The following is a 24137-nucleotide window of genomic DNA, read 5'->3' as shown; positions in this document are numbered from 1 at the left end:
TTATTTAACTTTAAAAATTCTATAGCAATAGATTTCATCAATATAATCTTCATCATATAAATACTCGGCAGTCGGTGTTTGTGTACCGATGTATTTCCCCCACTTCGACCATCTCCAACCGCCCCATAAAGATTGGTCCGCCTTTCTTACTCTTGTCAAAGCAACTACATACTTCTCTTTTGACGTTTCTAATTCAGGAATATATTCTAAAATTTGTTGAGGGTTATCGCAAACACCATTACAACTAACATAACGTTCTTCTGTATCTACAATCGGCTCATACTTATCAATAACCTGAACACCACAGATTTCTAACAAGAAGTGAAAATTAAATTCAAATCCTGATTTGGCTAAATACATACCCTTACCGATTCTCATTTTGTTTCTACGCTTTTTCAACACCTTCAAATCTACTAACATTAAGATTCACAGCCTTCTCTATTCGTTTCGATGTTTTTATTTTTTTGCTCTTCTAATTCCTGTAGCAAATTTTTAATTCCTTCAATTGATTCGAGCTTTTCACTCTTTAAATCTTTTACAGTTTCATATTCCTTAAATACCATCGAATGTAATTCTTCCATAGATAACATAGATTTCGAAAGTCCTTTTCGTTTAAGAAATTTCCAAAGAAGTTCTTGTAATAGATAACTCTCCACTGTTTGCATATTTAATGTGCGTAAATTGTAATATTCATCCTCTAATAGTTCATTTTTATTTGGAGCATTTTCGATTTTCAAGAGAGGTCTGTAGATGTTCACCGCATGATTTAAATAATTCCTTTCAATATCTGATAAGGAATCATAACGATTCACCATTTCCAATAGAACATCTTTTCTTTTCATTCCAACTTCATCCCTTCTGCTTGATTCAGGAAGTCTAATCCCTTTTGGTATCGCTTCTGTAGGCTTACATGCTCTTCAGTGATAACAGGAATACGAGATGAATCCATGTTATGTAAAATATCTTCTTTCTTTACCTTATGACCAAGTTTATCTTTGGAAGAGCGTTTAATGAATCCCATATAGGTTTCATCATGTCTACGAGTAACAGAATCAATACCCTGAATGATTCTTTCTGGGAACCCTTCTGAACGGAAAAATTCATCTGTTAGTCCTGCATCCTCTTTTGTATCATGTAAAACCCCTACTATCTTCTCATCAATCATTTCTAACTGATTCATCACATGCAGAGGGTGTAGAATGTATGGATTTCCACCTTTATCTGTCTGTCCTTCATGAGCCTCAAATGCGATTTGAATGGCTTTTTGTAATAGAGGATATCCTTCAGCTTTTTTTATTTCTTCTTTCACTATTTGCACAATCTCTTTAGTCATACTAAACCGCTCCTTTAGCAAACAATCCATATATATTTATACTTCTTTCGAAATTCCATATTTCTCAACAAACTTATAGAAGTTACTATCAGGTTGAATATTTAACGCTAATTTAGCAAATCCATCTGCTAATTCATTAAAATCATCACCAGTATGTGCATCTACTTTACAGAACGTCACCTCAATATCAGGGTTTTCAGCAAAGAATTTCTGCATCCATTGATAATAAGTCTCCGAAAATTTATTATCTCTTTTCCAATATCCAGTAGCGTGGAGAGCAACACCTTCATAATCAAAGAAAATGACCAACTTTTTAGGCTTTTTCTTTTTCGCTACTAAAAGAGCTTTCATCGTACCAAGTAATTCTCCACCTATTTGTTGCATAGTAACTGCATCTTTATTACTTCCCACGCCATTATCAACATGAACGACTGTTTTTCCATCTTCTACACAAATCAATCCATATGAGTAATTCTCAATTTCTTTACTGAAACTTCCGTCAACATAACAATGAAGAGCATCTTTCGGATAAGACTCATCACTTTTTCGAATGTATGGCTCTTCCTGTTGGAGAAATGCTTCAGCTTCTTCTCTTGTAGGGAATCCTTTGTATTCAGAAGCAATACCATGCGATTTCTTATTCACACCTTGAACCAACGATGCAGTTTCATTCCACGAAGTTAAAATTAAATTTGAAACAACCTCATTGTTTTGTTTATCAAATCCCTTTTTGACTGCATAAAATTTATTTTTAGCCATGTCACATCTCTCCCTATAATATATTTAATCGTTCTCCTTATATAAAAGTGTTTGAAACGCTGTAATTTGACTATCCTTTTAGTAAATCATACATTTTAAATTAACTATAGTCAACACAAAAAGGCGTATAAAAATCATACACCTTTTTTCAATTCAACTTATCTTATTCTGTCATAATGTAGAGTTCAAATACAATTAACTGAATCTCAGTCCTAATTTAGATATAATATCAATCTCATCAAATCCTGCTAATTCATTATTTCTCCATGAACACGAATGTATGAACCAGGATAACGTTTGTTTTACCATGTTAAGGTAGAATAATAAATCAATATGTAAATCATGATTGGTTTTACCTTCTATAGAATCTTGATAAGACACCCTATCCGAATTTGGCTTAAGGTTAACATTACCTAACCAAAATGCAATTTGTTTGAATCGGTCTTGTAAATCCTTAGGCTTCTTATAAACCACAGCCATATATAATCTTTTCTTTTCTTCTCTTTCATCTAAACAGTAAATGCTTTCTTCTCCTTCGATTATTTTAGATTTTAATAAAGAAGGACGATTTGCATCGCTTGAGAAAGTATTTGATTTTGTTATCGAAAAACATTCCTGTATAATGCCATTTATTTCTTCCCTATGCTCGCTTGTAAATGGTGCATAAGCGAAGCGTTCATGAGTTAGATAGTCTAATGCTAACAGAAGCGTCTCTATAACGATTAATAGTTGTTCTTCCATCGCTCCTTCTTCTTTTAATTTCGGTAGCATCTCTATTAATTCTTGCGTATACATATATATAAGATGTCGTTCATGAAAGCTTTCGGGAGATAATAAGTCTACTTCGTCATGTAAGTAAGGCAACCATTCTTTTTCAATTGCTAATTTTACCTCATCACCATCTTTAGAGTAATGATGCAGCGATAGTAGTTTCGTTCCATTCTTGAATTCTTCAGCTATGATATTCTTAATTTCTGTTGTCATAATTGCACCTATCCTTTTTTATATGTAAATTAACTACACCTTTTATATAAACCTTCTCTATTTTAGCAAAGTTGTATCTGCTTCATAACTAATTACATTATTAAATTTATATAAATCAATAAAGAGAGTGGCTATCTGTATAAAATAGTCACTCTCTTTATTTTAATTAAGTTCTTTATAATCTACTGGTAGTTCCGATGGAAGGTTTTTATCCTTGAAAAGATTACGATTTAATTTGGAACTATTAGAATTGTAATCTTTCACAATACTTTGATACTGCATAAGATACCCATCTATGTTTTGTTGTAAGAAAGAATGTTTTTCACGAATATCTTTTGTCCATGTGCTTGGCTCACCATATAGAGATTCTATATCTTTTAAACTCTTCTCAGCGTTTTTAATGTTTTGAACCATCGCTTTTGCTCCATTATACCCATCTTTAAACTGTTCATAGTTTGTAAGTGCATTATCAGCATTAAGCGTTTTGTCAATAACTCCCGTTGTCGTGTCTACCGCTTTACTTGCTACATGTGCAGGAAAAAAGATAACTTTCACTGCTACACCTAAAAAGGATAAAGCAAAAAGGGTCAGAATAATTTTAAATGTAGTTTTCATTATTGATTCTCCCCTTGGTCTTTTGGATTTAAAACTTGAACCTTCTCGTTATCTTTCGAAAGTTCCTCCATTTGTTTATTCGCTACTTCCATCTGTTTTTTATATTGAGTTGTGTTTTGTTGTTCAGACTCATCAACTTGTGTAGAAATAGTGCCATACCCTTCTTCAATCTTATAAGGAACAGGACTAACAAAATAATCCCCCCTATGCTGATGAATAAGACCAGCAGGGTCAAACCAAAAAACATACGTTTCACTTGAGCCATATGTGCCCATTTCATCTGGTGCCTCTACAAGTGTACCTGTCCCTGAACTATACGCTTGCGATGTAGTAAGTCTTTTATTTCCACTGGTTACTTTCCCCTTTACAGGAAAACGACCAATTACACGACCTGCACTCATAGGATAAATCCATTGAAGAGTATTTGGGTCATTTGACACCAATATACGTTGACGAATATTTTCACGTTCCAAACTCTTAGTAATATTAGGTGTTTTTGTTTCCCCCATTAAATGTTTCGCATTTGCAACTTTCGCTTGTTGCTGTCTGCTCATTTCATCATCTTCTACACAACCTGCTAACAAAACTGTTGCAATTGCCATTGGTATTACAAATTTAAGCGTCTTCTTCATTTTTCTTTTTTCTCCTCTCATGTCCTTCATTACCAATCCGGAATTTCAAGTTTTACAATTAAATCATATATTTATTCATTGACTATTGTCAATGAAATTATTTTATAAAATAAAAAAAGAACGCAAGGATTAACCATACGTTCTTTTACAGACTTTATTTTTTCACAACTAAGAATTTGTAATCATCAAAATATTTAGAGTCATCTACCACAATTAGATTAAAGAATTTTAAAATTTTATCTAATGAAGTATGACATTCGTCCCACATATTCGTGTTGCTAATAATCGCTTGTTCTGTTTGCCCAACTACGATTGCATAAATCTCAGATAGACCTTGTTTCAGAATGGAAATGTCACCTTCGATATCTCGACCATCGTCTTCTAATTCACGAATTCGTTGAATTTCCTCTTGCACGATTTTATAATCAAAGATACTTGCAGTGTTATATTCATAACTTGCAATATGTCCGTTTTTATCCCCTTGATGAGTATAAATTCTAAAAATATCGTTATCGGAATCCAATTCAACTACGGTGGCAAGCTTTCCATTAATCATGACTCTGATACATGGATACGCATCATCATTTACTGCCATTGCTGAGATTTCACCTCTTGCTGTTTTAATTGCTATTGTCTTTTGAATTGTTGTCATTTTCTATTCCTCCAATATTAATTCATTCTAAATACCTGTTTTATCGTTTCATTTATTATATGTATCTATTATTTGGTAATCTTTCCTCTTAACTTAATACATTCTCTAACCAGACTTGCAAAGGCATCTAAGGAATAGTTAAATCCATTCATTTCAGAAAGTAGTTTGCGAAATTCAGCATCCTTCATACACTCTTCATCTAAATCTAACAAGACCTTATTTAATTGATTTAATAATAAAATTTGTTTCACTTTCACTGTGAACCCTCCATTAATATAATTGATTTCAATACCTGTTTTATAAATTCAATTATTATATGTATATACAAAGTAATTTATCTATGCAAAAGAAAAAGACTATAGATATCTCTATAGTCCAGTCCTACTTATAATGATTTAATAAAATCTAAATTATTTTTTATGAAGGAGATTGTTTTCATTTTTACTTTCCAATCTTTTTCATCTTTTAATCTTTCAAGAAGTTCTCTATCTATAGATGATAGACTTGATGCTTCAAAATTAAACTCATAGAAATCTAATTCATTCGGTTCGTTATTGTCCTTTATATACCAACCACCAAAATGTTTTACAATAGATTCTATTACTTCAAATGAGCACCCACCTTTACTCATATCAATTAAGACTAACTCTCCATTATGACCTGTTTCCTCCACATAGTCCCGATTATTAGTGAAAAATGATAGAACTCTTTTCTCAATCGTTACTTTCTCTGTAAAGTATATTTCAAAATATCTGTCCGTAACATGTTCTACCCTTGCATCATTACAAATGTTTTCTTTTATGTAGTGAAAAACATCCCACACTGAAATATTTTCGTTTAATAAACCTGTTGTACATGCACCCATTGTTATGAGCCTCCTATAATAAATTTTTTAAAAAAATCCCTTGTTTCTATAATTCATGTATTATACTGACTCTACTTATCTCTTATTCCACATGTCTCTATGCAAATACAAAAAAAGAAGCAAAGGATTATGCCTTCACTTCTTGCCCTTTCTCTTTTCCATCCTTAATCTTCTAACTCCACTAACTCACATGTAAAGTCTTCATTAACCTCAAATCCATAAGTTCCTAACAAATCTCCAAAGTCACTCAGGAATTTGTCCCTTTCATCTTCTGAAATAGACTTATCACCTTTATTCAGCAAGCAATTTAATTGAATGCCCATTGGTTTTCCTTCTATAATCTCATCTAATTCGTAATCACTTAGTTCTTGTTCTGTTAATGGTCTATTATATGCTATGGACCCGAATCTTCCATAGTCATCATTTCTATCAATAAACCCTTTCGGCTGACAACTTGGGCTAAAACCTCTTAATCTATACGCATACCAATATAATGTACTCATTACTTACACCATCCTAATGAATTTTGTATTTTTATATGTTAAAGTCTACATTTACAATGCCTTCTATTTAATACTTAACCATTTCCTTTAATTTATGTTGATTTACTGCAAAACATCCTCCAAACTCTTTTACAATACCATGAATAATGTCAGGAGCTCCATACCCTCTCATACTAAGGAACACATGTGGACTATTCATTTCTGTGTACTCATAATCTTCCTTATACACTTCATTAAAATATATTTCTCCCGTATATGTTCTGTCCTCTACTTGATATTTAACATCCATTAAGCCACTTGTATTCAAAAAAGAAAAACGTCTAATTCTTATAACCTCAGCATATTTCTCTTTAATCACCTTTAAAATATCATCAAATACTACAGCTTTTTTTACATATCCATTTGAGTTTACATTCATTTACACTCTCTCCCTTTTGATTAGATTCATTGAAACACCTGTTTTTTATATTCATTGCTATTATAGAAATATATTTAATCTCCTATTCAAAAAAGAAGCATTTAAATTATGCTTCTTCATACATTTACTTATTCTCTTTAAAAATCTTGTGTATCATTTCTTGATGATACGCTCGAAACTCTTGTAGTCTTTGATTATATTCCTCTACTAATTTTTTCTTTTCTTCTGTTACCTCAGTATGGGTTGTAATTCGTTTTTTTAACCGTAATGGCGAACGACCTCCATTTGCTTCGATTAGAATTTCTTCCTTTTCAATGAATTCTTTTTCTGAAATTCCAGAATTCGAAGACAGTAAGTGGGAGCCTAATAAGAAGAATCTTTTTGGCGTATCTACTTTCTTTTTAGAAATCCCTAAGTATTCTTTTAAGGCCCTTAAATGTCTTCCTCTTGCTCTAATAATTTTGTTGTAATCCAAGTCCTCTTTTCTCTTATCTATTAAAATCTTATTCACACATTCCTTGTCTAAATATATATTTTTTAACTCCAATTCAGAGTTCCATACTGTTTCCCATTTTTGATAATTATGATAACAAGCTCTATTTAAATAACCGCCATCTGTTACATCTGATACTATATACATCCCATTCTCTTCATTAATTTTCAAATTTGACATTTTAAAGCACTCCTCCATGTATTTTTATAAAAAAAGAGACGAATTTTCGTCTCTTTTAACCTAATGAAAGGATTTCCTTTGTAACTCCCGCAAATTCTTCTAAATAAATAAAGAAGTCATGCATACAAGAATGTTTATCATTGTAAACATATCCGTATAGTTTCTCAGCTTGAGCTTCATTTAGACCGTAATCTTCTTTCAAGATTTGAACACAGTCATTTTGTAACTTAGCATTTAATCTGCTCTTTTCAGAATTCCATTTCATTTTTCGTTGTTTTACTTGTTCGTTTTGTCTTTCTACTTCTTCTCGATTCCATTTTACAGATTTTTCTTCATCAAACACATGTTTTTCTGAAAACTTTATGTGAGATGGATATTCTTGTTGAGGTTCATAGAAATCATTAGCAAACGCATTTGAAATTTCATCAATACAACTATAAGAAATTTCTTTTGCGCTTAGTTTGGTCCAAATAATTTCAAGTCCCTTATGACAGAATTCACAATTTATTAACGTTTCCAATGCACTATCAACTCCACCTTCCTTTGAATTGATTGTACAATCTACTATGCAAATTCCTATTTTTTCTTTTTCCTCATAAGTGAAATTTGCTAAACGACCTTGAATAAAACCATCTGCATTATAAAACTCGCAATACATCATAGAGTTTACTAAATCATAAGCATCATTCTCTTTTTTTAATCCTTTTACTTTCAATTCTACTACAACTTCATGGTTAGCCATTTTTAATTCTCTCCCTGTCAAATAAATTAGTTAAATACCTGGTTTTTTATATTCTAATTATTATATATTTAAAAAATTAAATTTATTCCCTATTGATTTAATTCTAACTCTTTTCTTTTGAAGTATAAGTCGATGCAACTTTTAATTGCTCCAGTATTTACATAAAATCCGTGATTTAATGAAACATCAACTGGTGCATCTGTGACTGTTAAAAATCCTTTCCGATTCATTTCATTTGAAGTGATTTTATGAACGTTACACTCAATCCCTCTATATACTAATCTCTCAACAAACTCTTTGCTTCTCATTTTAATTCCACCTTTTTAATCAATTTATAAAAATACCTGTTTTTTCATGTTCTCTTTATTTTAGATTTTGATAATGGGGTTATTCATTCTTCTAAAATTTCATAAAAATAAATAATGAATCAAAATAAATAAGAGCATTATGCTCTTATTTTTGAAGGGATTGATAAAATCTATTAGCTAACTCATATATATCCGATTTTTTACTAATCGTTCGAATCCACTTTTTTGGAATCTTGTTTTCTCCGTAGAATATCCCTGCTAAACCACCAGTTAAAGCTCCGATTGTATCCGTATCCTCTCCTAAATTCACAGCTTTTAATACCGCCTCAGGAAAGGTTTCTGTTGTTAATAAGGACCATAAGCAAGCTTCTAAAGAGTCTACAACATATCCTGTACTTTTTATCTCATGCTCCTGGTACGTATAGATATCCCGTTTTACAATTCGTTCAAAGTGCTTTAATTCTTCTTCATACCCTTTGTTATTGTAATAAGAAATAATAACTTCTTTCATTCCTGCATATGCCTTTTCTCGTGAATGATATTTTATCAATTGAATAGCAAACTCTACATAAATACTACAAGCTATCTTTGAACGGATATGGGCATGGGTGATTCCTGATACTTCTTCTATAATTGGGAATTTTACTTCATCTCTTTTATCTTTAAAATAGAAAGCTAACGGTAATACTCTCATCAACGAACCATTCCCATTATCTTTTTCATCCTTCTCTCCTGCTTCTTCCAAAGCTATCCCTGACTTTATTTTTGAAAGAGCTTTGAATGTTGTTCTTCCAATGTCAAATGGCAATTTATCATTAACATTCCAATAGCCAAAGTAATACCAATCACACATCTTTTGTTTTATATCTTTCAAATCATAGCCATGAGTTAGACTTTCTGTTAGGCAAAAAGTGAGAGAACTGTCATCTGACCATGTACCTGGTGGTTGATTATGTGTCCCATAACCCGTCATTGTTATTATCTTATTCATTTTATCTCTGGGCTGAAACTCAACAGGAACACCCAAAGCATCACCTATACAAAATCCTAACAACCCCGATAGAGCTACATTTGATTTTTGTTTATTACGATTCACATTAAACATTTTTTGTAGAATGGATTGTTTCACTGTATATAATCTATTATTCATATCATCACCCCCTTATTATTCTTCATTACCATTCTTTATGTTTATATTAATATTTTCTTTTATTTTTTATGCTCTACATCCGATTGAATACCATACAAACTCCGTATAATATTTTGATATTAAAAAACTGGTTCTTATATTAAGAGATATGAAGAGGAGAGATTTATTATGGTGGCAAAAATGTATGAAGTTGACGAAGTAGCAAAAATGTGTGAGATAGCTGTAATAGCTACTACATTTGAGAAATCTGGAAAAATTGATTTTGAAGTTGATGACCTTCATAACTTCTACGAAACAATTGTTGAACCTATTTACACTGAATGGGCAAATCAGACAGTTTCATTCAAAAATGAAGAAGAAGAGGTTTATATTACAGCCTATGCAAACAGAGTTTTGCTTGAACGTTACGGCACAAAGAATTAGGTAGGTTTGAGAATAGTATAAGAGGAATGGATTGCGTCTATATCTTATCTTTTTACACTTCTAAAATAAAAGGATGTGATATAATTTAGAAAACAATTCCTTGAGAAGGTGAAATTATGAAAAAGACTGCTGAAGAAATTATGAATTCTATTGATGAAATGGATAATAGTGAACGGATAAAACTATTAGGTAGTCTATTTGATAAGTATTTTGACAATAGACCACCCAAAGAAGAATTAGAAAAAGAAAAAGAAAAAATGCTTTGGGGAGAAAATGATGAAGAATAAACGTGGTGAGATTTGGTTTTTAGAATTGAACGGTAAGAAACGACCAGTTGTGATTATCAGTAATGATAACATCGTTGTTGAATTAGACCGTTTAGTTGCTACTGTAACCAGTCAAGAAGCAAGAAATGAATTTGATGTAGTTCTTGAAAGTTGGGAACAAGCAGGTTTAGATAAACCGTCTGTAGTCAGATGTTCAAAAATAAACACTGTCCATTACAAAGAACTATTGTTCAAAATCGGTAAACTACAAGAGCAGGATTTAGAAAGAGTATTAAAGACAATAAGGAGTTATTTTTAGGCTTGGGTATTATTTATCCAGGTCTTTTTTATATAGTATCATTTCACAAAGAATGATGATATTATTTTTGCAAAGATATCGAAAAAAGGAGCACTTGCCCCATGCCAGAAAATAAAATAGGGAACAGAATTAAAGAGGTTAGAGTTGATATATTAGATTTACGTCAAGAAGATTTTGCTAAATTGATTAACATAGCTAAATCCATGATTTCCTTATATGAAAACGGGAGAAGAAAACCTTCCAGGGAAACTGTAGAAAATATATCAACCATATCAGGCGTTTCAGCAGACTATATAATGGGTATATCAGATAATAAATATCAAAACGAACATAATATGCCTCAATCAGAAAAAGAATTATTAAACACTTTTAACAAAGTAAAATTATTACCTTTAGAGCAACAAGATAAAATTCGAGAAGTTATTGAAAATATTTTAATATTAATAGATTTAGAAAAGAAGTCCTAAATTAAATATTTAGGGCTTTTTATTATATTATAAACATCCCCTTGTTCCCATATGATAAGTAGATATTTATAAAACAGGTATTGAAAATCAATTATTTATGAGGAGATGTAGGGCATGATTACTTACACACAGGATTTCGAGGTTATGAAAGAAAAAGCAACTGAAGAGGTTTTAAAATCGCTATCATACATGGAACATAGCATATTGTATTTAAAAAATGATATACCAATTGCATATGGAGAAGCTACATTCGAAGCAGATGGTTCTGTGTATATTGAATATATTGAATGCATAGAAAAGAGAAAAGGTCATGGTAGAGAAATTATTAATCATTTAAAAAATCAGGAAAACATTACTGAAATTCGGGGAGAAGCTATCCCTGACGCAGTACGATTTTGGTATCAAGTAGGAGTGAAATTTAATAAATCAGCTTTTGAGTATTTTATAGAGGAAGATGAATTAGAAGAAGGTTTTTTGATTCCATTTTCATTAAAGTGCAGTTAATTAACTATAATAAAGGGTCTATAAAAAACAGGTATTGATAAATTAATTTAATTACAAAGGAGAATAACTATTATGGGATGGACAAGTGTATCAGAAAGAGAATTAAACGGAAGAAAAGCAGGAGATATTAAAGATTTTATTATCTATCAATATGAACGTTATGGAAACATAAAAGTTGTAGATTATGCTAAAAAAGAGTCTACCATTTATATGGCTTTAACTATTACAAATGAGAATCATGTAAATTTTGGAGAGATTGTTGGAGAAGTTGTACTCACTTCATTTCATGATGGAGAATTTTACTGGAACTCTACGGGTGAAACTATGGGACCTTGTAAAACTGAATGTCCAAAACGAATTATCAATCAGTTATCTCCAACGGATAATGAATATGCGTTAAAATGGAGAAAAGCTTGTTTGCAACATGCAAATAAGCGGAAACCAAAACACGGTGATATCATTGAAATTCCCGAAAGTATGACTGGTTGTTTCATTAATGAAAAAGAATTATTAAGAGCAAATAGAAAAGTTGTTATTCTTCAAATCCCTTTAAGATGGGGAGCAAAAAGAAAATCAACTGTTTATGCTATTCATGATGAACAAACCAGTTTAGAAGTTTTAACAGTTTCTTATTCTAAGCTATTTCGTCATAGTGGAATTAGACAGATGGATTTAAAAATTGTGGGTCATATGAGTTAATATAAAAGAATCGCAGTAGCGGTTCTTTTTTTTGTGGAGTAGATAATCAAATAAATGTTTGAAATTACATGGCTTATGTTATAATGTATTTGAGGATTCAATTTGTGAACCTCATAATTTCGAACAAACAACGTATACTAATAAAGCGAGAGTGCTCCAACACTCCCGCTCTTGTAACCAAATTACTTGCAAAGTGGCTTGGTTCATAATTTAATTATTTGTTTCTTTTTTTCGAACCATCCTGACTCTTCGACTTGTGCAGGGTGGTTTCTTCTTTATCTGAAGGCTTTTTCAGAATATGTTCAGTAATTGCTCTTGAAACACCACTGGACATACCCTTAATAATCGCTAAGAAGATTTCATCCATATTCATTCACCTCCTTCCTACTTGAAGTAGAAAAGAGTGAACCAATACCACCCTACAATTCGATTCAGTTACCCTTTAATTATACCATATTTTTCATAAAAAACCCTTATTTTACGGGCTTTTTTACATATAAATTTAGTCTATTAACTGTTCTTTTTTTGATTGTTTTACTGTGAAAATCAGTTTTTATGGTTTGTTTTCATACACAAAAAACTAAAGCTACTCTCTTATTAGAACCTCTCCTACCCGCAGAAGCCCTAAACTTCCTACAACATCATTTAACTCTTCAATTGATTCAAAGATAATATTGTTTTCTTTATACACTTCGTACCCCATTACTTCATTTACCGCTTTAATAGATGCATGTAATTTTGAATTAGCTTCTACATTTATAATTTCCCAATCATCATATCTCAGGTAAACAACCACAACATATTTATTCATACCTACTCATCCTTTATTTAAATCATTTGATTTTTCTTTCACTTGAAATAGCGCCTTTGCTTCTTCAATTGATTTCCCACACATAGGCTGTTTTGTCTCACTATCTAATAAGTAATTAGATGTCATGATAGGTATACTATATCCTCCTTCTACCATATGTTGTTCGGATACACATTTATTTGCATGATTATAATAAACTCTGTAGTAGTAATCTTTATATCCATCATCTCTACTGTCCACTTGTTTATATATCAATTCTTCAATAGGTTTTACCCCTTTATTACTAACAGTTTCCTTTTCTTTGTGATTCGATTCTTTTGTATCTTCAGAACTACACCCAAATAAAAGGAACGAACAACCTAATAGCAATGCTAATGATTTTGTACTGAGTTTCATACGGATTCTCCTTTCTAACGCCAATGAGTAAAAACAATTAATGTAGGCTCTATGTCCATATCAAAATGTTCTTTCACATGCTCTTTAATTTCTTTTTTATCCTCCACGTATAACGATTCATCGTATTCAAACAAAGATAACCCTTCAACCCCCTCTGGGTCACATGCTAATACCTTACCAATGACAAAGTATTTACCCGTATTTCCATCACTTATATATCGTATTTTAGATGGATGATTCTCTTCTCTATATACCTCATGTTTTTCCCAATCATCTTCATTTTCTTTCTCGTACCCAATGTTAGCTCCAATCATGATGTAATGTGATTGCACACTCATTTTTAAACTACTCCTTTTTCTCTTCAATTAACTTTCTAATTCCTCTATTTTTCCCGCTAATAAACATTCCCGAATTGCAAACAAAAATGGTCATCAACCCCTAAAAAATATACATACATACCTTATTCATCCTTCATTCATTAAAAGTTATGAAGACAACCTTAGTTCTTAAAGCCATTTACAGTCATGATGTTGTAAAATCCTAAAGAATTCTTTCTCAGTTAATTTTGCATATATTATAAATCCAGTATCACTTGGTTCCTCTCTCCACAACTGCGAGTCTTCCATTCTTATTTCAAAATCATTAAGACTGGACATGCGAATTAATAAAAGAGTTAATAATTCATGCTCACAAGCGGTTTTTATATGAATTCTTGCCTGTTTTAAAGACTTCTCATTGAAACCTTCTTCTTTCGAGTAAATACTATCAATAATAAGGGAATTCCATTCTGTAGTATGTAATATACGCTCCATTCCTAATGAATCGTATGCAGGGAGACAGCATCTTTGGTTCCAATCTAACCAATGAATCCAAAAACTTGAGTTTTTGTAGATTACAAGTCCTCTTGCAAATGGAAACTGTAAAATATCACCTTCTGTTATAAACGTTCCTTTTTCGTCCTTCTGTTCAGAGACATGGAGTAATTTTGCATACGGAGCCTCTACTGATTCAAAGACATTCATAGCTTTATATACCTTTCCATCTAAACCTATTTGATAAGGTATTTCTTTTCTCAAAAAATCCTGATAGTCGTATAATCTATTACTATTTTCATCAAAAATCTTAAACAACATTATTACCCCCTATTAAGAATTTATCTGTTTTTAGTATAACAATTAATATATTCATTTACTATAGTTAATGAAAAATAATATTTCATCAGAATAGAAACTGTTCTATTTAAACGTATAATAACCTTTCCCTATAAAAAAAGACTTCTCAATTATGAGAAGTCCTTTTTATCTTTATTAAATATATACAATTGTTCACTAATTATTTTGGGTCAAAAATAACACAAGAAGAATAGTTACCTAAAATTCTCGTCACATATTTATTACCTTCAATTACAACTGTTTCTCCATTTTTAATTGGATTGTATTCTCTCATTCTTTTACTATGCAACTTATCAGCTTCACTATAATTTGCTTTCATAACAGTAGCATGTTGCATTCCCCATAATACACCATCATCTTCTGTTTTGTATCCTCTACGAAGACTTACGTCCGAAGTAACACCTTCAACCTTGAATTTATTTTCATTTTTTATAAATGAAGTTTCTGAAACAACTAATGTTCTCATATAAAAATCTCCTTTTTCATTAATTTATTTTATATCCATTTATGCAGTCTTACTTCTTTTTTCAATTATGCTCAATAACCCTTTTATATCTTTATCATAACCTTCCCCTAAACAATTTTCTAATTCTTTCTTGAAATACTTTGAAAAGAAGGGATGAGTTAAAATATTCTCTTCTGTTACTTTACCTGAGTAACCAAAAATTTCTAAATTCCTCACGCCATTTTTAATCATTTTTCGTTGTACATCTGTAAACATTTTAAATTCTCCTTTTTAATCAATAATCTTTTATACCTTATTTATATCGAAATCTATTTATTATATAAAAAAAGACGCTACTTTATAGCATCCTATTATTTTGTATTTTGTTTTGTTATGTACATATTTTTTTGAATCCTGCATATAAAATATAACATAAAATTATATTATTTTAAAAAGATAATACTTAATTTTATCTGAAACCTCTATCTCTACCATCTTTCTTTAAATTCTCAATCATTTCTTCTTTTGTAGTAGGCTTTTTCTTTTGTATGCCTACTTTAGTACATTCTTCAATAAAATCCATATAAAGCTCTAATCCTTTAGCACTTAAATGGTTTATTAATGTATTGTGTAAAAACTCTATTTCACTTTGGTCATACTCTGTAAAACCTCCTATTTCTGCTAAACTCGCTTCCACTTCTACTTCATAAAGCATTCTTTTCAAAATATCTATTTTATCGGATTTTTTCATTATTGTTCCCACCCTCTTTTTTCAATTAACTATCCCATCCTCCAAATGACTTAAAAATTCTCGTTTTAACGCATCTGTTCGTTCACGCTCTTTATTAAAATCCACTTTATTACCAAAGTCTAACATTACTTGGATTTTATCAGAACTCCCTCTATCAACTACTTCTTCAAACATTTTGTACAGTTTTCGTTGAACAGATTTACTTATTTTCTTCATTGCTATCGCTCCTGTTTATATTCAATACCAACTCACCATCTGTTTCAGCTATCCATCCTATTTTTTTACTAATTGCAAGAATACACATCTTAATACCTTCTGTAATTTCCACTGATTTATTTTCTCGTTCCCATTCTTTATAGAATAAGCAAAACAAATCTCTTGTAGCTTCTTTTTTTAAATCCTCTTTTTTATATTTATAATGTATATGTAATTGAAATAGGAGATTGTCTCTTAATTCAGATTCCCAATCTATCGTAGCATCATTCATTATTTCATCCCCTTTAAACATTATTTATATTGACTATATATAATGAATTATATAGAATTTCAATTAGGAAGTCTACAGAATAATTTAAAAGAAGGTGACGTAAATGGAGAGCATAGAAGAAATGGAAAAACGGATTACAAACATGTTTGAAAACATGACAGATGAAGAGTTTGAGAAAGAATTTACTGAAGCAGGATTCGAGTTTTTTAAAGGAGGAAACGGAGAAGTTATTTTTACAGATGCCGAAAAGGAAGTTAAAAAATCATAAGAATACATACAAAAAGCCATCATTAAGACGGCTTTCTCTTTGCTTTATGTATTAAACCTCAGTTTCTTCTGCCAATTTTACAATGGTAGACTTTCCCGTACTAAATGTAGTAATGAAGGGAATATCTCTTTCTTTACACAGTGCCTTTACTTGTTTCATCGCAACATGCTTAGTTACTTTTAGCAAGAATATAACCATATCAGCTTTCTTCACAAGTGGTTCCAGTAATGTAACATGACTTCTGGCATTTGCCCACAAAAAAGAACCGCCTCTTTCCTCAATACTGGCTTTGTACAAGGCCTTTTTAGGCTCATTTCCTATAATTAGAATCCTCTTACCTTTTAAAGCATCTTCATCTATCACAATTTCATCTTCTTCAATATTCTTTTCTTCTTTTTTATTTACTGTTCGTTTGCTTTGAAATACCAATTTTGCTTCTCGTTCGCTATCTCTCATATCATATACCCAAATAACCTTTACCTTATCTGGTTTGTCAGCAGGATACGCAATGTCCACAATCATTTCTTCCTTTAGTTTCAAATCATTAACTTCATCCACATTTAATAGGAATGAATAAGGTACCTCTCCAAACTTTATATCTCGACCATCTTCTAAACTTTTTCGTACAACTAACATATTTCCATCTTTTTCTATTGGACATAAATTAACTTGAATTCGGTTATCATCAACCTGCTTTTCTGCTCGTTTCGCTAAAGAATATTGATATTTTTTCATATCTCCATTTGCATAACCATCTTCTATTGCATAGATATAATCATGATGTTTCAATCCTAACTCTCTAATCACTTTCTCAGGTACAAAACCATCAATTTCAGGTACGAACCCACCTCTAATTTTCCGTTCAAATAAATACATCTTGTTTTTGGCAATATCTAAGGAGTTATGTATTTTATCATTTTCAATTTCTTTTTCTTCACTCTTTATACTATCAGATTCTTTCTCCTTAAAACCTGTATTTTCTGCCTCTACACTACTATCTTCTGTATTATCTATATGAACATCTTCTTTTAATTGTCTTGTATTATCAGCGAGAACATTCTGTAAACTCTTCTTCTTCTTCTCTAAACCTTTAATACTCTCCAGTACATCAAAATACTTTTTTACCACCTTTTTTTGCTCATCTAAATGCTCCAAAGTTAAACATTCAATTGTTTGAACTAACTCTTTTTTTATTTGTTCAACTAATATATTATCCACAGAAAATAACCCCTTTCCATTCATATATTCATATTATATAAAGAGGTGAATAATTGCAAAAGGAAATCAAGAAGATATTGGATTTTATACAAAGAAAAAAGACTACGAGTTTCGTAGCCTTTCTATCTTGATGGGCGATATTACATATCAAATTTATCGTTAAAATCTTCCTCTGATACGCCATATCTACGTTTATATTCATCTGCTGATAAAACATGTAAATCTTTTTCATCGTCCACAGTTTTAATTTCGACAACATATGTTTTGTTATCCATCACAACTGCAACATCTGTACATTCCTCTTCTAAACGTTCAAGAACCTTGTTCAACTCTTCTATAGATAGGTTTTCAATCAATGAGTCATAACAGCCTAATTCAAAATATTCATCCATCTTTTCTATTTTCTTTTCGATTAATTCTCTGTTTTGATTATCTTTCAACTCACTAACAACCCAATCCATCATACGTTTTGGTTGACTCGCTTTATACAATAACTTTTCTGGCTCAACCACTACACCATATTGATTTTCTTTAGCATCTTTAAATACTTCATAAATTGCTATGCGACGAGTCTGTTCTTTTAATTCTGATAACTCATCATGCCCCCAAACATCAACAAGTATGCTTCGACCTGTTAATGGATTGGAAACAGCAACGACTTCACCAATACCTTGATAATCTAATCCATGCTCATCTTTATTTTTGTGCAATAAATCAAGTAATCTATCCATATTTTCATCCATTGTAAATTGCTTTTTCATCATTAATCAATCTCCTTTTTAATTCATTCTGTATTGAATACCTATTTATATATAATCACTTATTATAAACGATTCTAAATGTCATTATTCTATGTATAAAGAAAAAGGCAGAGATACATTCCCTACCTTACTTTACAACATTCCTTTCTTTATGTACATAATATCAACACTACTTATCAACGCACTTCAATTTGAATGTCTTTAAATTTATCATCTGATTTTCCAATACGAAGAGCTTGGTTAAGTGGTTTGCACTTCTCCAATAAAGCTTTCCCTCTTTCGTCTTTCACATACCATTCATCATTTTCATTTTTCATATATTCTCGAATTGTATCCGCTTGACATACCATTGATTTTTTACTTTTAAACATATCATGGTACTCATCAAATTTAGCTAATACCTCTTCTAAATACTCATTACTTTTTAAATACTTGTACCAAAGTAATTCATAAAACATTGATAGATATTCAATTGATAGAATCGTATTTCCTATTTTACATGCAACAGGTTTTTTCCCTTTTGCATTCTCCCACTTTTTACAAGTGTAATAAGAACCACTTTCATCTTGAAACACTTTAGACTTCTGATAATGGTTTTCTATGGTGTCAAATACGTCATGTACTGAAACTTTTGCAGATAGTGCTGAAAAACGCTTATCACCTTTTGTAGAGCATTCTAATACGTTTAACTTGCGTATCTGAAGGATATTTGGCGAAACATCTGCTCCTCTTAATATACCTACATTCTCAATTTCACGTAAAATCTTCTTTTCCACTTTTTCTCTCCCAATAACAAACATCAATAGTTCTTTTGCCTTTTCAATATCCATCTTGGCTGTACCTTCCATCACGTCTTCTTCTGTAAAAATGGCAGGAAATATATCTTTAAACTTTCCTAATTCATTAATTACGCCTGATTCCTCTACTAATTCAATTCCATAAAATACAGTCATCTGAAACCGCTCCTCTTCATCCAATATGAAATATACCTAATTTATAAAATATCTACTGTATTCTATTGAGTTTTCTCAGAAATTATAATTGCTGAGAAATTGAAGTATAATAAAATAACTTATAAAAACCAGGTAATGCAAACGTGCATTGAAATAAAATTTAAGGTGGAATTACTTATGTTAGAAGACACATTAATTGTGGACCATACAAAAAGGAAACGAATTTTACCAAATAAATCACTATTACGTTGTCCAAAATGCAATAAGATTGGAGAACGTCAGGTATCTGATAGCAAAAAATACGTGCAATACATACATAAAAAATATAATTCGAATAGAATTCAGTCTTGTATGATGAAAGCACATCAGGAACATTCATTAAAAAGAAGTAAAAAATAATTATAAAAAGAGATTATAATATTCTAAATTGAGGAGAGTTAATAATGGAAACAATAATAATTGGTGACTACTATACTTATGATGATGGACTAACGAAAAACAAAAAAATTATGTTTGTGATTCGCAAAGGGAAATACGAAGATGAGGACGCAGAGTTTTATGAAACCATCTCATTATTCGGTTCTTTCGGAGTACATCAGCTTGAATTTGATGTAGAGTTTTTCCAAGATGAAAATATCAGACTTGCTACAAAAGAGGAAGTTAATGAATTAAGAAGTCATTGTTCATTCACCCCTTTAACAGTAAAAAATAAAATGGATTATCTTATTCCAAAACACTGGGGCATAAACAATCGACCAAACATTGTGTTTAACCCCGATGAACCTTTAGGAATAATGTATTTGGGCGCATATGACACAGGAACACAATCTCTTATTTTTAGGTCTGAATTTTTGATTTTAGTTGAAGAAAATGAATTTGAGAAGATTCTTCTCCATGAATTATGTCACTGGTACTTACATATAACTGGTGAGGAATATCGAGATAGAGATATTCGTTTTGCGGAAGAATTAATAAAAGTTGGAGTAGGTGAAACTGCAAATCTTCAAAATGATGAAGCCAGAAAAGCATTCGAGATAGCATCTAATAATCTGAGGTAGCACAAAAAATCCCTTGTACTAATGATTATGGATTTATCCGAGTTCTACAAAAATACACCTTAAAAGTTAGGCATCCATATTAGGATGTCTTTTTTTCATGTATAATATTATTAATAGCATTTATTTTAATTTGAAGGGAGTTTTCCATCTCATGAGTGAGACAATCCGATTAATACAGATTGATGGTAAAACAGCATACATAAAAGAAGTTCCGAATACATTAGAATCCTTAAAAGATTTAATTGGTGGCGGGTATTTAGAATCATTTCCTTTCGGATTTGGATTTATAGGATTATGTGATGAAGATGGCCTCATGAAAGAATTACCTAAGAATCCTTTAGGGATTGCAGGGTTAATGATTGTTTCAAAATATGATTCTACTCGACATGGCGAGTTAGGTAGTTTAACAGATGAAGATATTGAACAAATACAATCATTAATCGTCCAAAAAGGTATTCACTTCCTTAAATAGAACGAAAAAGGTAGATGAATATATTTCATTCATCTACCTTCTCTTGAGTACCCTTACACAGAAGGGTCTTACGGGTCACCACCCGCATTATCGACTTTATCTGCTCGCTACACATCTTATTCGGTTCGCCATTCATTACAGTATTAATGTCATAGGTAGTCGAGCTGTACTTCTCATAACATTAATCACAGAAACCTGTGTATATGCTTTTCAAAAGAAAAACTATTTTGTAGGCTTTTCACACCATATCTCATTATAGAGAAGTTACTACTTATTTATTCCAAAACAAAAGAACCACATCAAAATGAATTTGAACGTAGTCCTTTATGCTGAGATTTGTAAATTTTGTTTTTGCTTAAAAGAATGATTATATATGTATTTCACAATCGCATTTACATCTGCTTCAGACACATGTGTTTGTGCATTCCACATCTTAACACGATATAAATCTTTCAACAGCCTTAATTGCATCTCTTGATTCCATTCTGAAGAAATATAAACAATGGTATTTTTAAATACAAATCCTGATTCATTTGTTTCAAACATATATTGAATATGCTTCTCTCGTGACTTCGAGATAGAAACAACCTCTTTCACCTGCGATTTTGTATATCTATACGGAAGAAAAAACAAATGAAAAGAAGATACATTCAATAATTCTTTTGCTTTTTCTAAAAACGCATATACTGAATCCCTTGGGATATTGTCATATATTTTAATCATATTGCCTCACTCACTTTCAGTTAATACAAATTAACACTTTATATCTGTCCCAGCCTCTACTATAAGCACTTTGATACCGAAATATTCAGCCCAATAAAAAGCAGAGCACATGTTGTACTCCGCTTTTCAGGCACATAAGTTATATATTTGTTGTATCACGCTTTTGTTTACAATTTTCCCATGTTCTTCTGCATATACAAACAGAACAGGAACATTCTTTTTATCTGAATAGACTTTGCTTTTTTCTTTTGCTCTTTTTACATTTGGAGAAGGACATTTTTTCCCTTTTCGACCATGCTTCAATTCTTTTTCGGATTTAATTTGAATGGCTCCCAATAATTTATCCGCTCTAAAAATTTTATAATCAATAGCGAATTCCATATCTTCACTATCTTTTGCCCTTTGAAATCTCAACCATTTGAATCTTTCATGTAAGGTTGAAATGGCATTGATTTCACGAGCAAATCCCATCCAGGGAACATCAATGACGGAAATATAAATGAAATTCACATAATCATTTATAGAGACAAATTTCTTCCCACGTTTTGTTGCTTCATCATACAGAAATTCACCCATCTCAAAAATATCTTCTAATTTTCGACCATACTCGAAATTCACATTTCGTTCTTTGTAAGAGAGTACACTCTTGATGTTCTCTGCTTCTTTTTCATGAATAGAATATTTTCTTACCACATCTTGTTTTTCAGGTGTCATTCGTTTAATTAAACCGTTTCTTTTCTTACCACTTGCAAAGTAATAGGATTCCCACTCGTAAAAGTTTCTCGCTTTGCTTTTTTTACAAAGTTTTATAAGATGTCCTACTGCCCAAGTAGAATTCAATCCTAAAGATACGCTAAGTTTATTTATTTGAGAGAAAAGCTCTGTTTTTTTGAAATTCAACCGCTCTGCTCTTGTTTTGATAATGTATTTCATCTATACTCACCATCCTTTTCATTAACTATAGTTAATAACTTATTTTTATAATACTATTAGTATAGACTATAGTCAATAGAAAAATAAAAGAGACCTATTTGGTCTCTTCGGATAAATCTTCATACACAACCAAGACTGAACAACCCCATGAATAACTGGCAGTAACAAATTTTATAGATGGATTCGCTAAGAATTGGTTCAATTTTTTCTCTAATCCACTGTCTGTTAATGCTGTGAATATTTTAGTCTTCATATAAGCACCTTCTTCCTATTCTCTAAATAACTTTTGTGTAGGTATATAGAATTATAGTGTTTATAACAAATAATAATAATTAGACCTTAGTATAAGCCGTTTCTACTTCATTCCTTACTACAATCAATAAAAAGAGAGCACAACTACGCACTCTCTCGCTCACTCCATATTCTTTTTACATCCAATGACTGAATCGTTACCGTAGTAACTTCATCCACACAGCAATAATAGGTTTGTGTCGATTGTAATTGCTGTTTGATTTCTGAAGCAGTTGCCAAATTAAACCCTTCAGAATCCTTGTTTTCTATTAATTCACCCGATTTCAATTCAATATATACGATAGATGATTTGAACACTGTTTGTTCTGTTAATCGTACTTGAATTGACTCAAACTTAAATTTATTTTCCCCTACATGTTTATTTAAATAGGGAATTAAATCTTCCATATCTCTATCTTCTATTTGTTTCGCTTCCTGTAAATCTAATGTAAATAACACTGCTCGTCCAAATGATGAACCCTTTCTCATTTTCTTAACATATAATCCACCACTTACTCGAATTACCTTTTTACACATACAAAACACTCCTTAATAATTGATTTCTGTAAATACCTGTTTTGTTATAATCCATTTATTATAGATTTTCATAGGGAAAATATAAAAAAACCAAGCGAAATTATTTGCTTGGTTAATTTTATAATTATGATTCTTTGTAATACGCAATAAGAGCCCTATAGTCTATATCTTTAAAGCTATCAATCATTATCTCTGAAGCATATCCTTCACCTACAGATAGTAATGTTTCTTCCATTTCTTTCTGAACGATTTCACTGACTAAACTCACCAATTCCAATTCATTCATATTTTGATTTTCCAGAACAACTTCCTCTACTTTGTTGCCATGAAATTTTGAAACTAAAGTTGTTGCTAAGTTGTCAAACTTTTTCATAATAGGTTGCTCCTTCTTTTCTATATCATTCATTTTCATTTGTTTATCACAATCTTCACAAACTAAAATCCCTAATTTTTCACAATAAATTGTTTTACATTCTTCAATTTCTTTATATGTGAAAAAATGCTCACATTTTTCGCATCTTAAGTCTTCATCAACCATCATTATACGCC

At 31.1% G+C, this 24137-nt stretch carries 44 protein-coding genes; 10 read left to right on the top strand and 34 right to left on the bottom strand.

Translation table 11 applies throughout. The features are described 5' to 3' along the window. From MHB52_RS31340 to MHB52_RS31265, 16 genes are all read right to left on the bottom strand, one after another. Positions 1 to 420: a hypothetical protein gene (locus MHB52_RS31340; protein WP_061662545.1), complete on the bottom strand. Its 420-nt coding sequence runs from the start codon at positions 418 to 420 to the stop codon at positions 1 to 3. Then, positions 420 to 842 (bottom strand): hypothetical protein, encoded by a 423-nt coding sequence (locus MHB52_RS31335; RefSeq protein ID WP_061662546.1) that lies wholly within the window; start codon positions 840 to 842, stop codon positions 420 to 422. The genes MHB52_RS31340 and MHB52_RS31335 overlap by 1 nt, the downstream gene beginning before the upstream one ends. Next, positions 839 to 1333 carry a hypothetical protein gene (locus tag MHB52_RS31330; RefSeq protein WP_061662547.1) on the bottom strand — a complete coding sequence of 165 codons (495 nt, stop codon included), beginning with the start codon at positions 1331 to 1333 and terminating at the stop codon, positions 839 to 841. The genes MHB52_RS31335 and MHB52_RS31330 overlap by 4 nt, the downstream gene beginning before the upstream one ends. A 36-nt stretch (positions 1334 to 1369) precedes the next feature. Beyond that, positions 1370 to 2092: a ribonuclease H family protein gene (locus MHB52_RS31325; RefSeq protein WP_061662548.1), complete on the bottom strand. Its 723-nt coding sequence runs from the start codon at positions 2090 to 2092 to the stop codon at positions 1370 to 1372. A 195-nt stretch (positions 2093 to 2287) separates the two neighbouring features. Then, positions 2288 to 3076: a hypothetical protein gene (locus MHB52_RS31320; protein WP_061662549.1), complete on the bottom strand. Its 789-nt coding sequence runs from the start codon at positions 3074 to 3076 to the stop codon at positions 2288 to 2290. Between the two features lie 162 nt (positions 3077 to 3238). Further along, the gene (locus MHB52_RS31315) at positions 3239 to 3691 is read right to left on the bottom strand and encodes a hypothetical protein (protein ID WP_061662550.1); all 453 of its coding nucleotides are present in this window, start codon (positions 3689 to 3691) and stop codon (positions 3239 to 3241) included. Next, entirely contained in the window at positions 3691 to 4323 is a 633-nt protein-coding gene (locus tag MHB52_RS31310; RefSeq protein WP_253703134.1) for a hypothetical protein, read from the bottom strand. The genes MHB52_RS31315 and MHB52_RS31310 overlap by 1 nt, the downstream gene beginning before the upstream one ends. A gap of 154 nt (positions 4324 to 4477) precedes the next feature. Further along, entirely contained in the window at positions 4478 to 4975 is a 498-nt protein-coding gene (locus MHB52_RS31305; protein ID WP_061662552.1) for a hypothetical protein, read from the bottom strand. A 68-nt stretch (positions 4976 to 5043) separates the two neighbouring features. After that, positions 5044 to 5232: a hypothetical protein gene (locus tag MHB52_RS31300; protein ID WP_061662553.1), complete on the bottom strand. Its 189-nt coding sequence runs from the start codon at positions 5230 to 5232 to the stop codon at positions 5044 to 5046. Between the two features lie 128 nt (positions 5233 to 5360). After that, the gene (locus tag MHB52_RS31295) at positions 5361 to 5840 is read right to left on the bottom strand and encodes a hypothetical protein (protein ID WP_061662554.1); all 480 of its coding nucleotides are present in this window, start codon (positions 5838 to 5840) and stop codon (positions 5361 to 5363) included. Between the two features lie 164 nt (positions 5841 to 6004). After that, positions 6005 to 6343, bottom strand: a complete 339-nt coding sequence (locus MHB52_RS31290; protein ID WP_061662555.1) for a defense against restriction DarA-related protein — start codon at positions 6341 to 6343, stop codon at positions 6005 to 6007. Between the two features lie 67 nt (positions 6344 to 6410). Further along, positions 6411 to 6761, bottom strand: coding sequence for a hypothetical protein (locus tag MHB52_RS31285; RefSeq protein WP_061662556.1), 351 nt, complete (start codon positions 6759 to 6761; stop codon positions 6411 to 6413). A gap of 124 nt (positions 6762 to 6885) precedes the next feature. Next, the gene (locus MHB52_RS31280; protein ID WP_061662557.1) at positions 6886 to 7434 is read right to left on the bottom strand and encodes a hypothetical protein; all 549 of its coding nucleotides are present in this window, start codon (positions 7432 to 7434) and stop codon (positions 6886 to 6888) included. Between the two features lie 55 nt (positions 7435 to 7489). After that, positions 7490 to 8176 (bottom strand): hypothetical protein, encoded by a 687-nt coding sequence (locus MHB52_RS31275; RefSeq protein ID WP_061662558.1) that lies wholly within the window; start codon positions 8174 to 8176, stop codon positions 7490 to 7492. 89 nt (positions 8177 to 8265) lie between these two features. Next, a complete protein-coding gene (locus MHB52_RS31270; RefSeq protein WP_061662559.1) occupies positions 8266 to 8484 on the bottom strand; it encodes a hypothetical protein in 219 nt (72 codons plus the stop codon). Between the two features lie 145 nt (positions 8485 to 8629). Further along, a complete protein-coding gene (locus tag MHB52_RS31265; RefSeq protein WP_253703136.1) occupies positions 8630 to 9634 on the bottom strand; it encodes an ADP-ribosylglycohydrolase family protein in 1005 nt (334 codons plus the stop codon). Positions 9635 to 9802: 168 nt separating this feature from the next. Between MHB52_RS31265 and MHB52_RS31260 the strand changes: the two genes are divergently transcribed. The 6 genes from MHB52_RS31260 (at position 9803) to MHB52_RS31235 (ending at position 12312) form a co-directional block, all read left to right on the top strand. Beyond that, on the top strand, positions 9803 to 10057 hold the full coding sequence (locus tag MHB52_RS31260; RefSeq protein WP_253703138.1) for a hypothetical protein: 255 nt from the start codon (positions 9803 to 9805) through the stop codon (positions 10055 to 10057). 116 nt (positions 10058 to 10173) lie between these two features. Then, the gene (locus tag MHB52_RS31255; RefSeq protein WP_000750403.1) at positions 10174 to 10344 is read left to right on the top strand and encodes a hypothetical protein; all 171 of its coding nucleotides are present in this window, start codon (positions 10174 to 10176) and stop codon (positions 10342 to 10344) included. Continuing rightward, positions 10334 to 10642 (top strand): type II toxin-antitoxin system PemK/MazF family toxin, encoded by a 309-nt coding sequence (locus MHB52_RS31250; RefSeq protein ID WP_000792089.1) that lies wholly within the window; start codon positions 10334 to 10336, stop codon positions 10640 to 10642. Before MHB52_RS31255 ends, MHB52_RS31250 begins: the two co-directional genes overlap by 11 nt. A gap of 101 nt (positions 10643 to 10743) precedes the next feature. Further along, positions 10744 to 11109, top strand: coding sequence for a helix-turn-helix domain-containing protein (locus MHB52_RS31245; RefSeq protein ID WP_061662560.1), 366 nt, complete (start codon positions 10744 to 10746; stop codon positions 11107 to 11109). Between the two features lie 114 nt (positions 11110 to 11223). Then, complete coding sequence (locus MHB52_RS31240) at positions 11224 to 11613, top strand: hypothetical protein (RefSeq protein ID WP_061662561.1); 390 nt, start codon at positions 11224 to 11226, stop codon at positions 11611 to 11613. A gap of 72 nt (positions 11614 to 11685) precedes the next feature. Beyond that, positions 11686 to 12312, top strand: a complete 627-nt coding sequence (locus tag MHB52_RS31235) for a DUF6927 domain-containing protein (RefSeq protein WP_061662562.1) — start codon at positions 11686 to 11688, stop codon at positions 12310 to 12312. A gap of 214 nt (positions 12313 to 12526) precedes the next feature. Here MHB52_RS31235 and MHB52_RS31230 read toward each other — a convergent pair whose 3' ends face one another. From MHB52_RS31230 to MHB52_RS31185, 10 genes are all read right to left on the bottom strand, one after another. Further along, positions 12527 to 12679, bottom strand: coding sequence for a hypothetical protein (locus MHB52_RS31230; protein ID WP_172796973.1), 153 nt, complete (start codon positions 12677 to 12679; stop codon positions 12527 to 12529). A 219-nt stretch (positions 12680 to 12898) separates the two neighbouring features. Next, on the bottom strand, positions 12899 to 13123 hold the full coding sequence (locus MHB52_RS31225; RefSeq protein WP_061662563.1) for a hypothetical protein: 225 nt from the start codon (positions 13121 to 13123) through the stop codon (positions 12899 to 12901). Positions 13124 to 13129: 6 nt separating this feature from the next. Continuing rightward, positions 13130 to 13519 carry a hypothetical protein gene (locus MHB52_RS31220; protein WP_061662564.1) on the bottom strand — a complete coding sequence of 130 codons (390 nt, stop codon included), beginning with the start codon at positions 13517 to 13519 and terminating at the stop codon, positions 13130 to 13132. Between the two features lie 14 nt (positions 13520 to 13533). Continuing rightward, entirely contained in the window at positions 13534 to 13857 is a 324-nt protein-coding gene (locus MHB52_RS31215; protein WP_253703140.1) for a hypothetical protein, read from the bottom strand. A 168-nt stretch (positions 13858 to 14025) separates the two neighbouring features. Further along, positions 14026 to 14652: a hypothetical protein gene (locus tag MHB52_RS31210; protein ID WP_253703142.1), complete on the bottom strand. Its 627-nt coding sequence runs from the start codon at positions 14650 to 14652 to the stop codon at positions 14026 to 14028. Positions 14653 to 14851: 199 nt separating this feature from the next. Continuing rightward, positions 14852 to 15157, bottom strand: coding sequence for a hypothetical protein (locus tag MHB52_RS31205; RefSeq protein ID WP_061662565.1), 306 nt, complete (start codon positions 15155 to 15157; stop codon positions 14852 to 14854). A 39-nt stretch (positions 15158 to 15196) separates the two neighbouring features. Continuing rightward, positions 15197 to 15412: a hypothetical protein gene (locus MHB52_RS31200; protein ID WP_061662566.1), complete on the bottom strand. Its 216-nt coding sequence runs from the start codon at positions 15410 to 15412 to the stop codon at positions 15197 to 15199. Between the two features lie 193 nt (positions 15413 to 15605). After that, the gene (locus MHB52_RS31195) at positions 15606 to 15887 is read right to left on the bottom strand and encodes a hypothetical protein (protein WP_061662567.1); all 282 of its coding nucleotides are present in this window, start codon (positions 15885 to 15887) and stop codon (positions 15606 to 15608) included. 21 nt (positions 15888 to 15908) lie between these two features. Further along, complete coding sequence (locus MHB52_RS31190; protein ID WP_061662568.1) at positions 15909 to 16103, bottom strand: hypothetical protein; 195 nt, start codon at positions 16101 to 16103, stop codon at positions 15909 to 15911. Then, positions 16087 to 16374 carry a hypothetical protein gene (locus MHB52_RS31185; protein ID WP_061662569.1) on the bottom strand — a complete coding sequence of 96 codons (288 nt, stop codon included), beginning with the start codon at positions 16372 to 16374 and terminating at the stop codon, positions 16087 to 16089. Before MHB52_RS31185 ends, MHB52_RS31190 begins: the two co-directional genes overlap by 17 nt. A gap of 103 nt (positions 16375 to 16477) precedes the next feature. On the opposite strand from MHB52_RS31185, the gene MHB52_RS31180 reads away from it, so the two are divergent. After that, positions 16478 to 16642 carry a hypothetical protein gene (locus MHB52_RS31180; RefSeq protein ID WP_172796982.1) on the top strand — a complete coding sequence of 55 codons (165 nt, stop codon included), beginning with the start codon at positions 16478 to 16480 and terminating at the stop codon, positions 16640 to 16642. 51 nt (positions 16643 to 16693) lie between these two features. On the opposite strand, the gene MHB52_RS31175 is transcribed toward MHB52_RS31180, so the two are convergent. The 3 genes from MHB52_RS31175 to MHB52_RS31165 all read right to left on the bottom strand — a co-directional run bounded on the left by MHB52_RS31175 (position 16694) and on the right by MHB52_RS31165 (position 19574). Then, positions 16694 to 17860 carry a DUF2325 domain-containing protein gene (locus MHB52_RS31175; RefSeq protein ID WP_253703144.1) on the bottom strand — a complete coding sequence of 389 codons (1167 nt, stop codon included), beginning with the start codon at positions 17858 to 17860 and terminating at the stop codon, positions 16694 to 16696. Positions 17861 to 18000: 140 nt separating this feature from the next. Beyond that, positions 18001 to 18624, bottom strand: a complete 624-nt coding sequence (locus MHB52_RS31170) for a hypothetical protein (RefSeq protein WP_061662571.1) — start codon at positions 18622 to 18624, stop codon at positions 18001 to 18003. Between the two features lie 173 nt (positions 18625 to 18797). Further along, complete coding sequence (locus tag MHB52_RS31165) at positions 18798 to 19574, bottom strand: DarT1-associated NADAR antitoxin family protein (RefSeq protein ID WP_061662572.1); 777 nt, start codon at positions 19572 to 19574, stop codon at positions 18798 to 18800. A gap of 177 nt (positions 19575 to 19751) precedes the next feature. Between MHB52_RS31165 and MHB52_RS31160 the strand changes: the two genes are divergently transcribed. From MHB52_RS31160 to MHB52_RS31150, 3 genes are all read left to right on the top strand, one after another. Then, positions 19752 to 19973 (top strand): hypothetical protein, encoded by a 222-nt coding sequence (locus MHB52_RS31160; protein ID WP_061662573.1) that lies wholly within the window; start codon positions 19752 to 19754, stop codon positions 19971 to 19973. Between the two features lie 44 nt (positions 19974 to 20017). Then, complete coding sequence (locus MHB52_RS31155; protein ID WP_061662574.1) at positions 20018 to 20632, top strand: hypothetical protein; 615 nt, start codon at positions 20018 to 20020, stop codon at positions 20630 to 20632. A 151-nt stretch (positions 20633 to 20783) separates the two neighbouring features. Beyond that, positions 20784 to 21104 (top strand): DUF3846 domain-containing protein, encoded by a 321-nt coding sequence (locus tag MHB52_RS31150; protein WP_061662575.1) that lies wholly within the window; start codon positions 20784 to 20786, stop codon positions 21102 to 21104. A gap of 324 nt (positions 21105 to 21428) precedes the next feature. Here MHB52_RS31150 and MHB52_RS31145 read toward each other — a convergent pair whose 3' ends face one another. The 5 genes from MHB52_RS31145 to MHB52_RS31125 form a co-directional block, all read right to left on the bottom strand. Further along, a complete protein-coding gene (locus tag MHB52_RS31145) occupies positions 21429 to 21827 on the bottom strand; it encodes a hypothetical protein (protein ID WP_061662576.1) in 399 nt (132 codons plus the stop codon). Positions 21828 to 21953: 126 nt separating this feature from the next. After that, complete coding sequence (locus MHB52_RS31140; RefSeq protein WP_061662577.1) at positions 21954 to 22760, bottom strand: hypothetical protein; 807 nt, start codon at positions 22758 to 22760, stop codon at positions 21954 to 21956. A 94-nt stretch (positions 22761 to 22854) separates the two neighbouring features. After that, positions 22855 to 23013: a hypothetical protein gene (locus tag MHB52_RS31135; RefSeq protein WP_015055224.1), complete on the bottom strand. Its 159-nt coding sequence runs from the start codon at positions 23011 to 23013 to the stop codon at positions 22855 to 22857. Positions 23014 to 23156: 143 nt separating this feature from the next. Continuing rightward, complete coding sequence (locus tag MHB52_RS31130; RefSeq protein WP_061662578.1) at positions 23157 to 23588, bottom strand: hypothetical protein; 432 nt, start codon at positions 23586 to 23588, stop codon at positions 23157 to 23159. A 124-nt stretch (positions 23589 to 23712) separates the two neighbouring features. Beyond that, positions 23713 to 24129 carry a hypothetical protein gene (locus MHB52_RS31125; RefSeq protein WP_061662579.1) on the bottom strand — a complete coding sequence of 139 codons (417 nt, stop codon included), beginning with the start codon at positions 24127 to 24129 and terminating at the stop codon, positions 23713 to 23715. Positions 24130 to 24137: the final 8 nt, after the last annotated feature.

This window comes from Bacillus sp. FSL K6-0073 (assembly GCF_038006085.1).
Lineage (GTDB): Bacteria > Bacillota > Bacilli > Bacillales > Bacillaceae_G > Bacillus_A > Bacillus_A cereus.
Note: the sequence above shows the minus strand (reverse complement) of the source record. Positions and strands in the feature narration are given on the sequence as shown.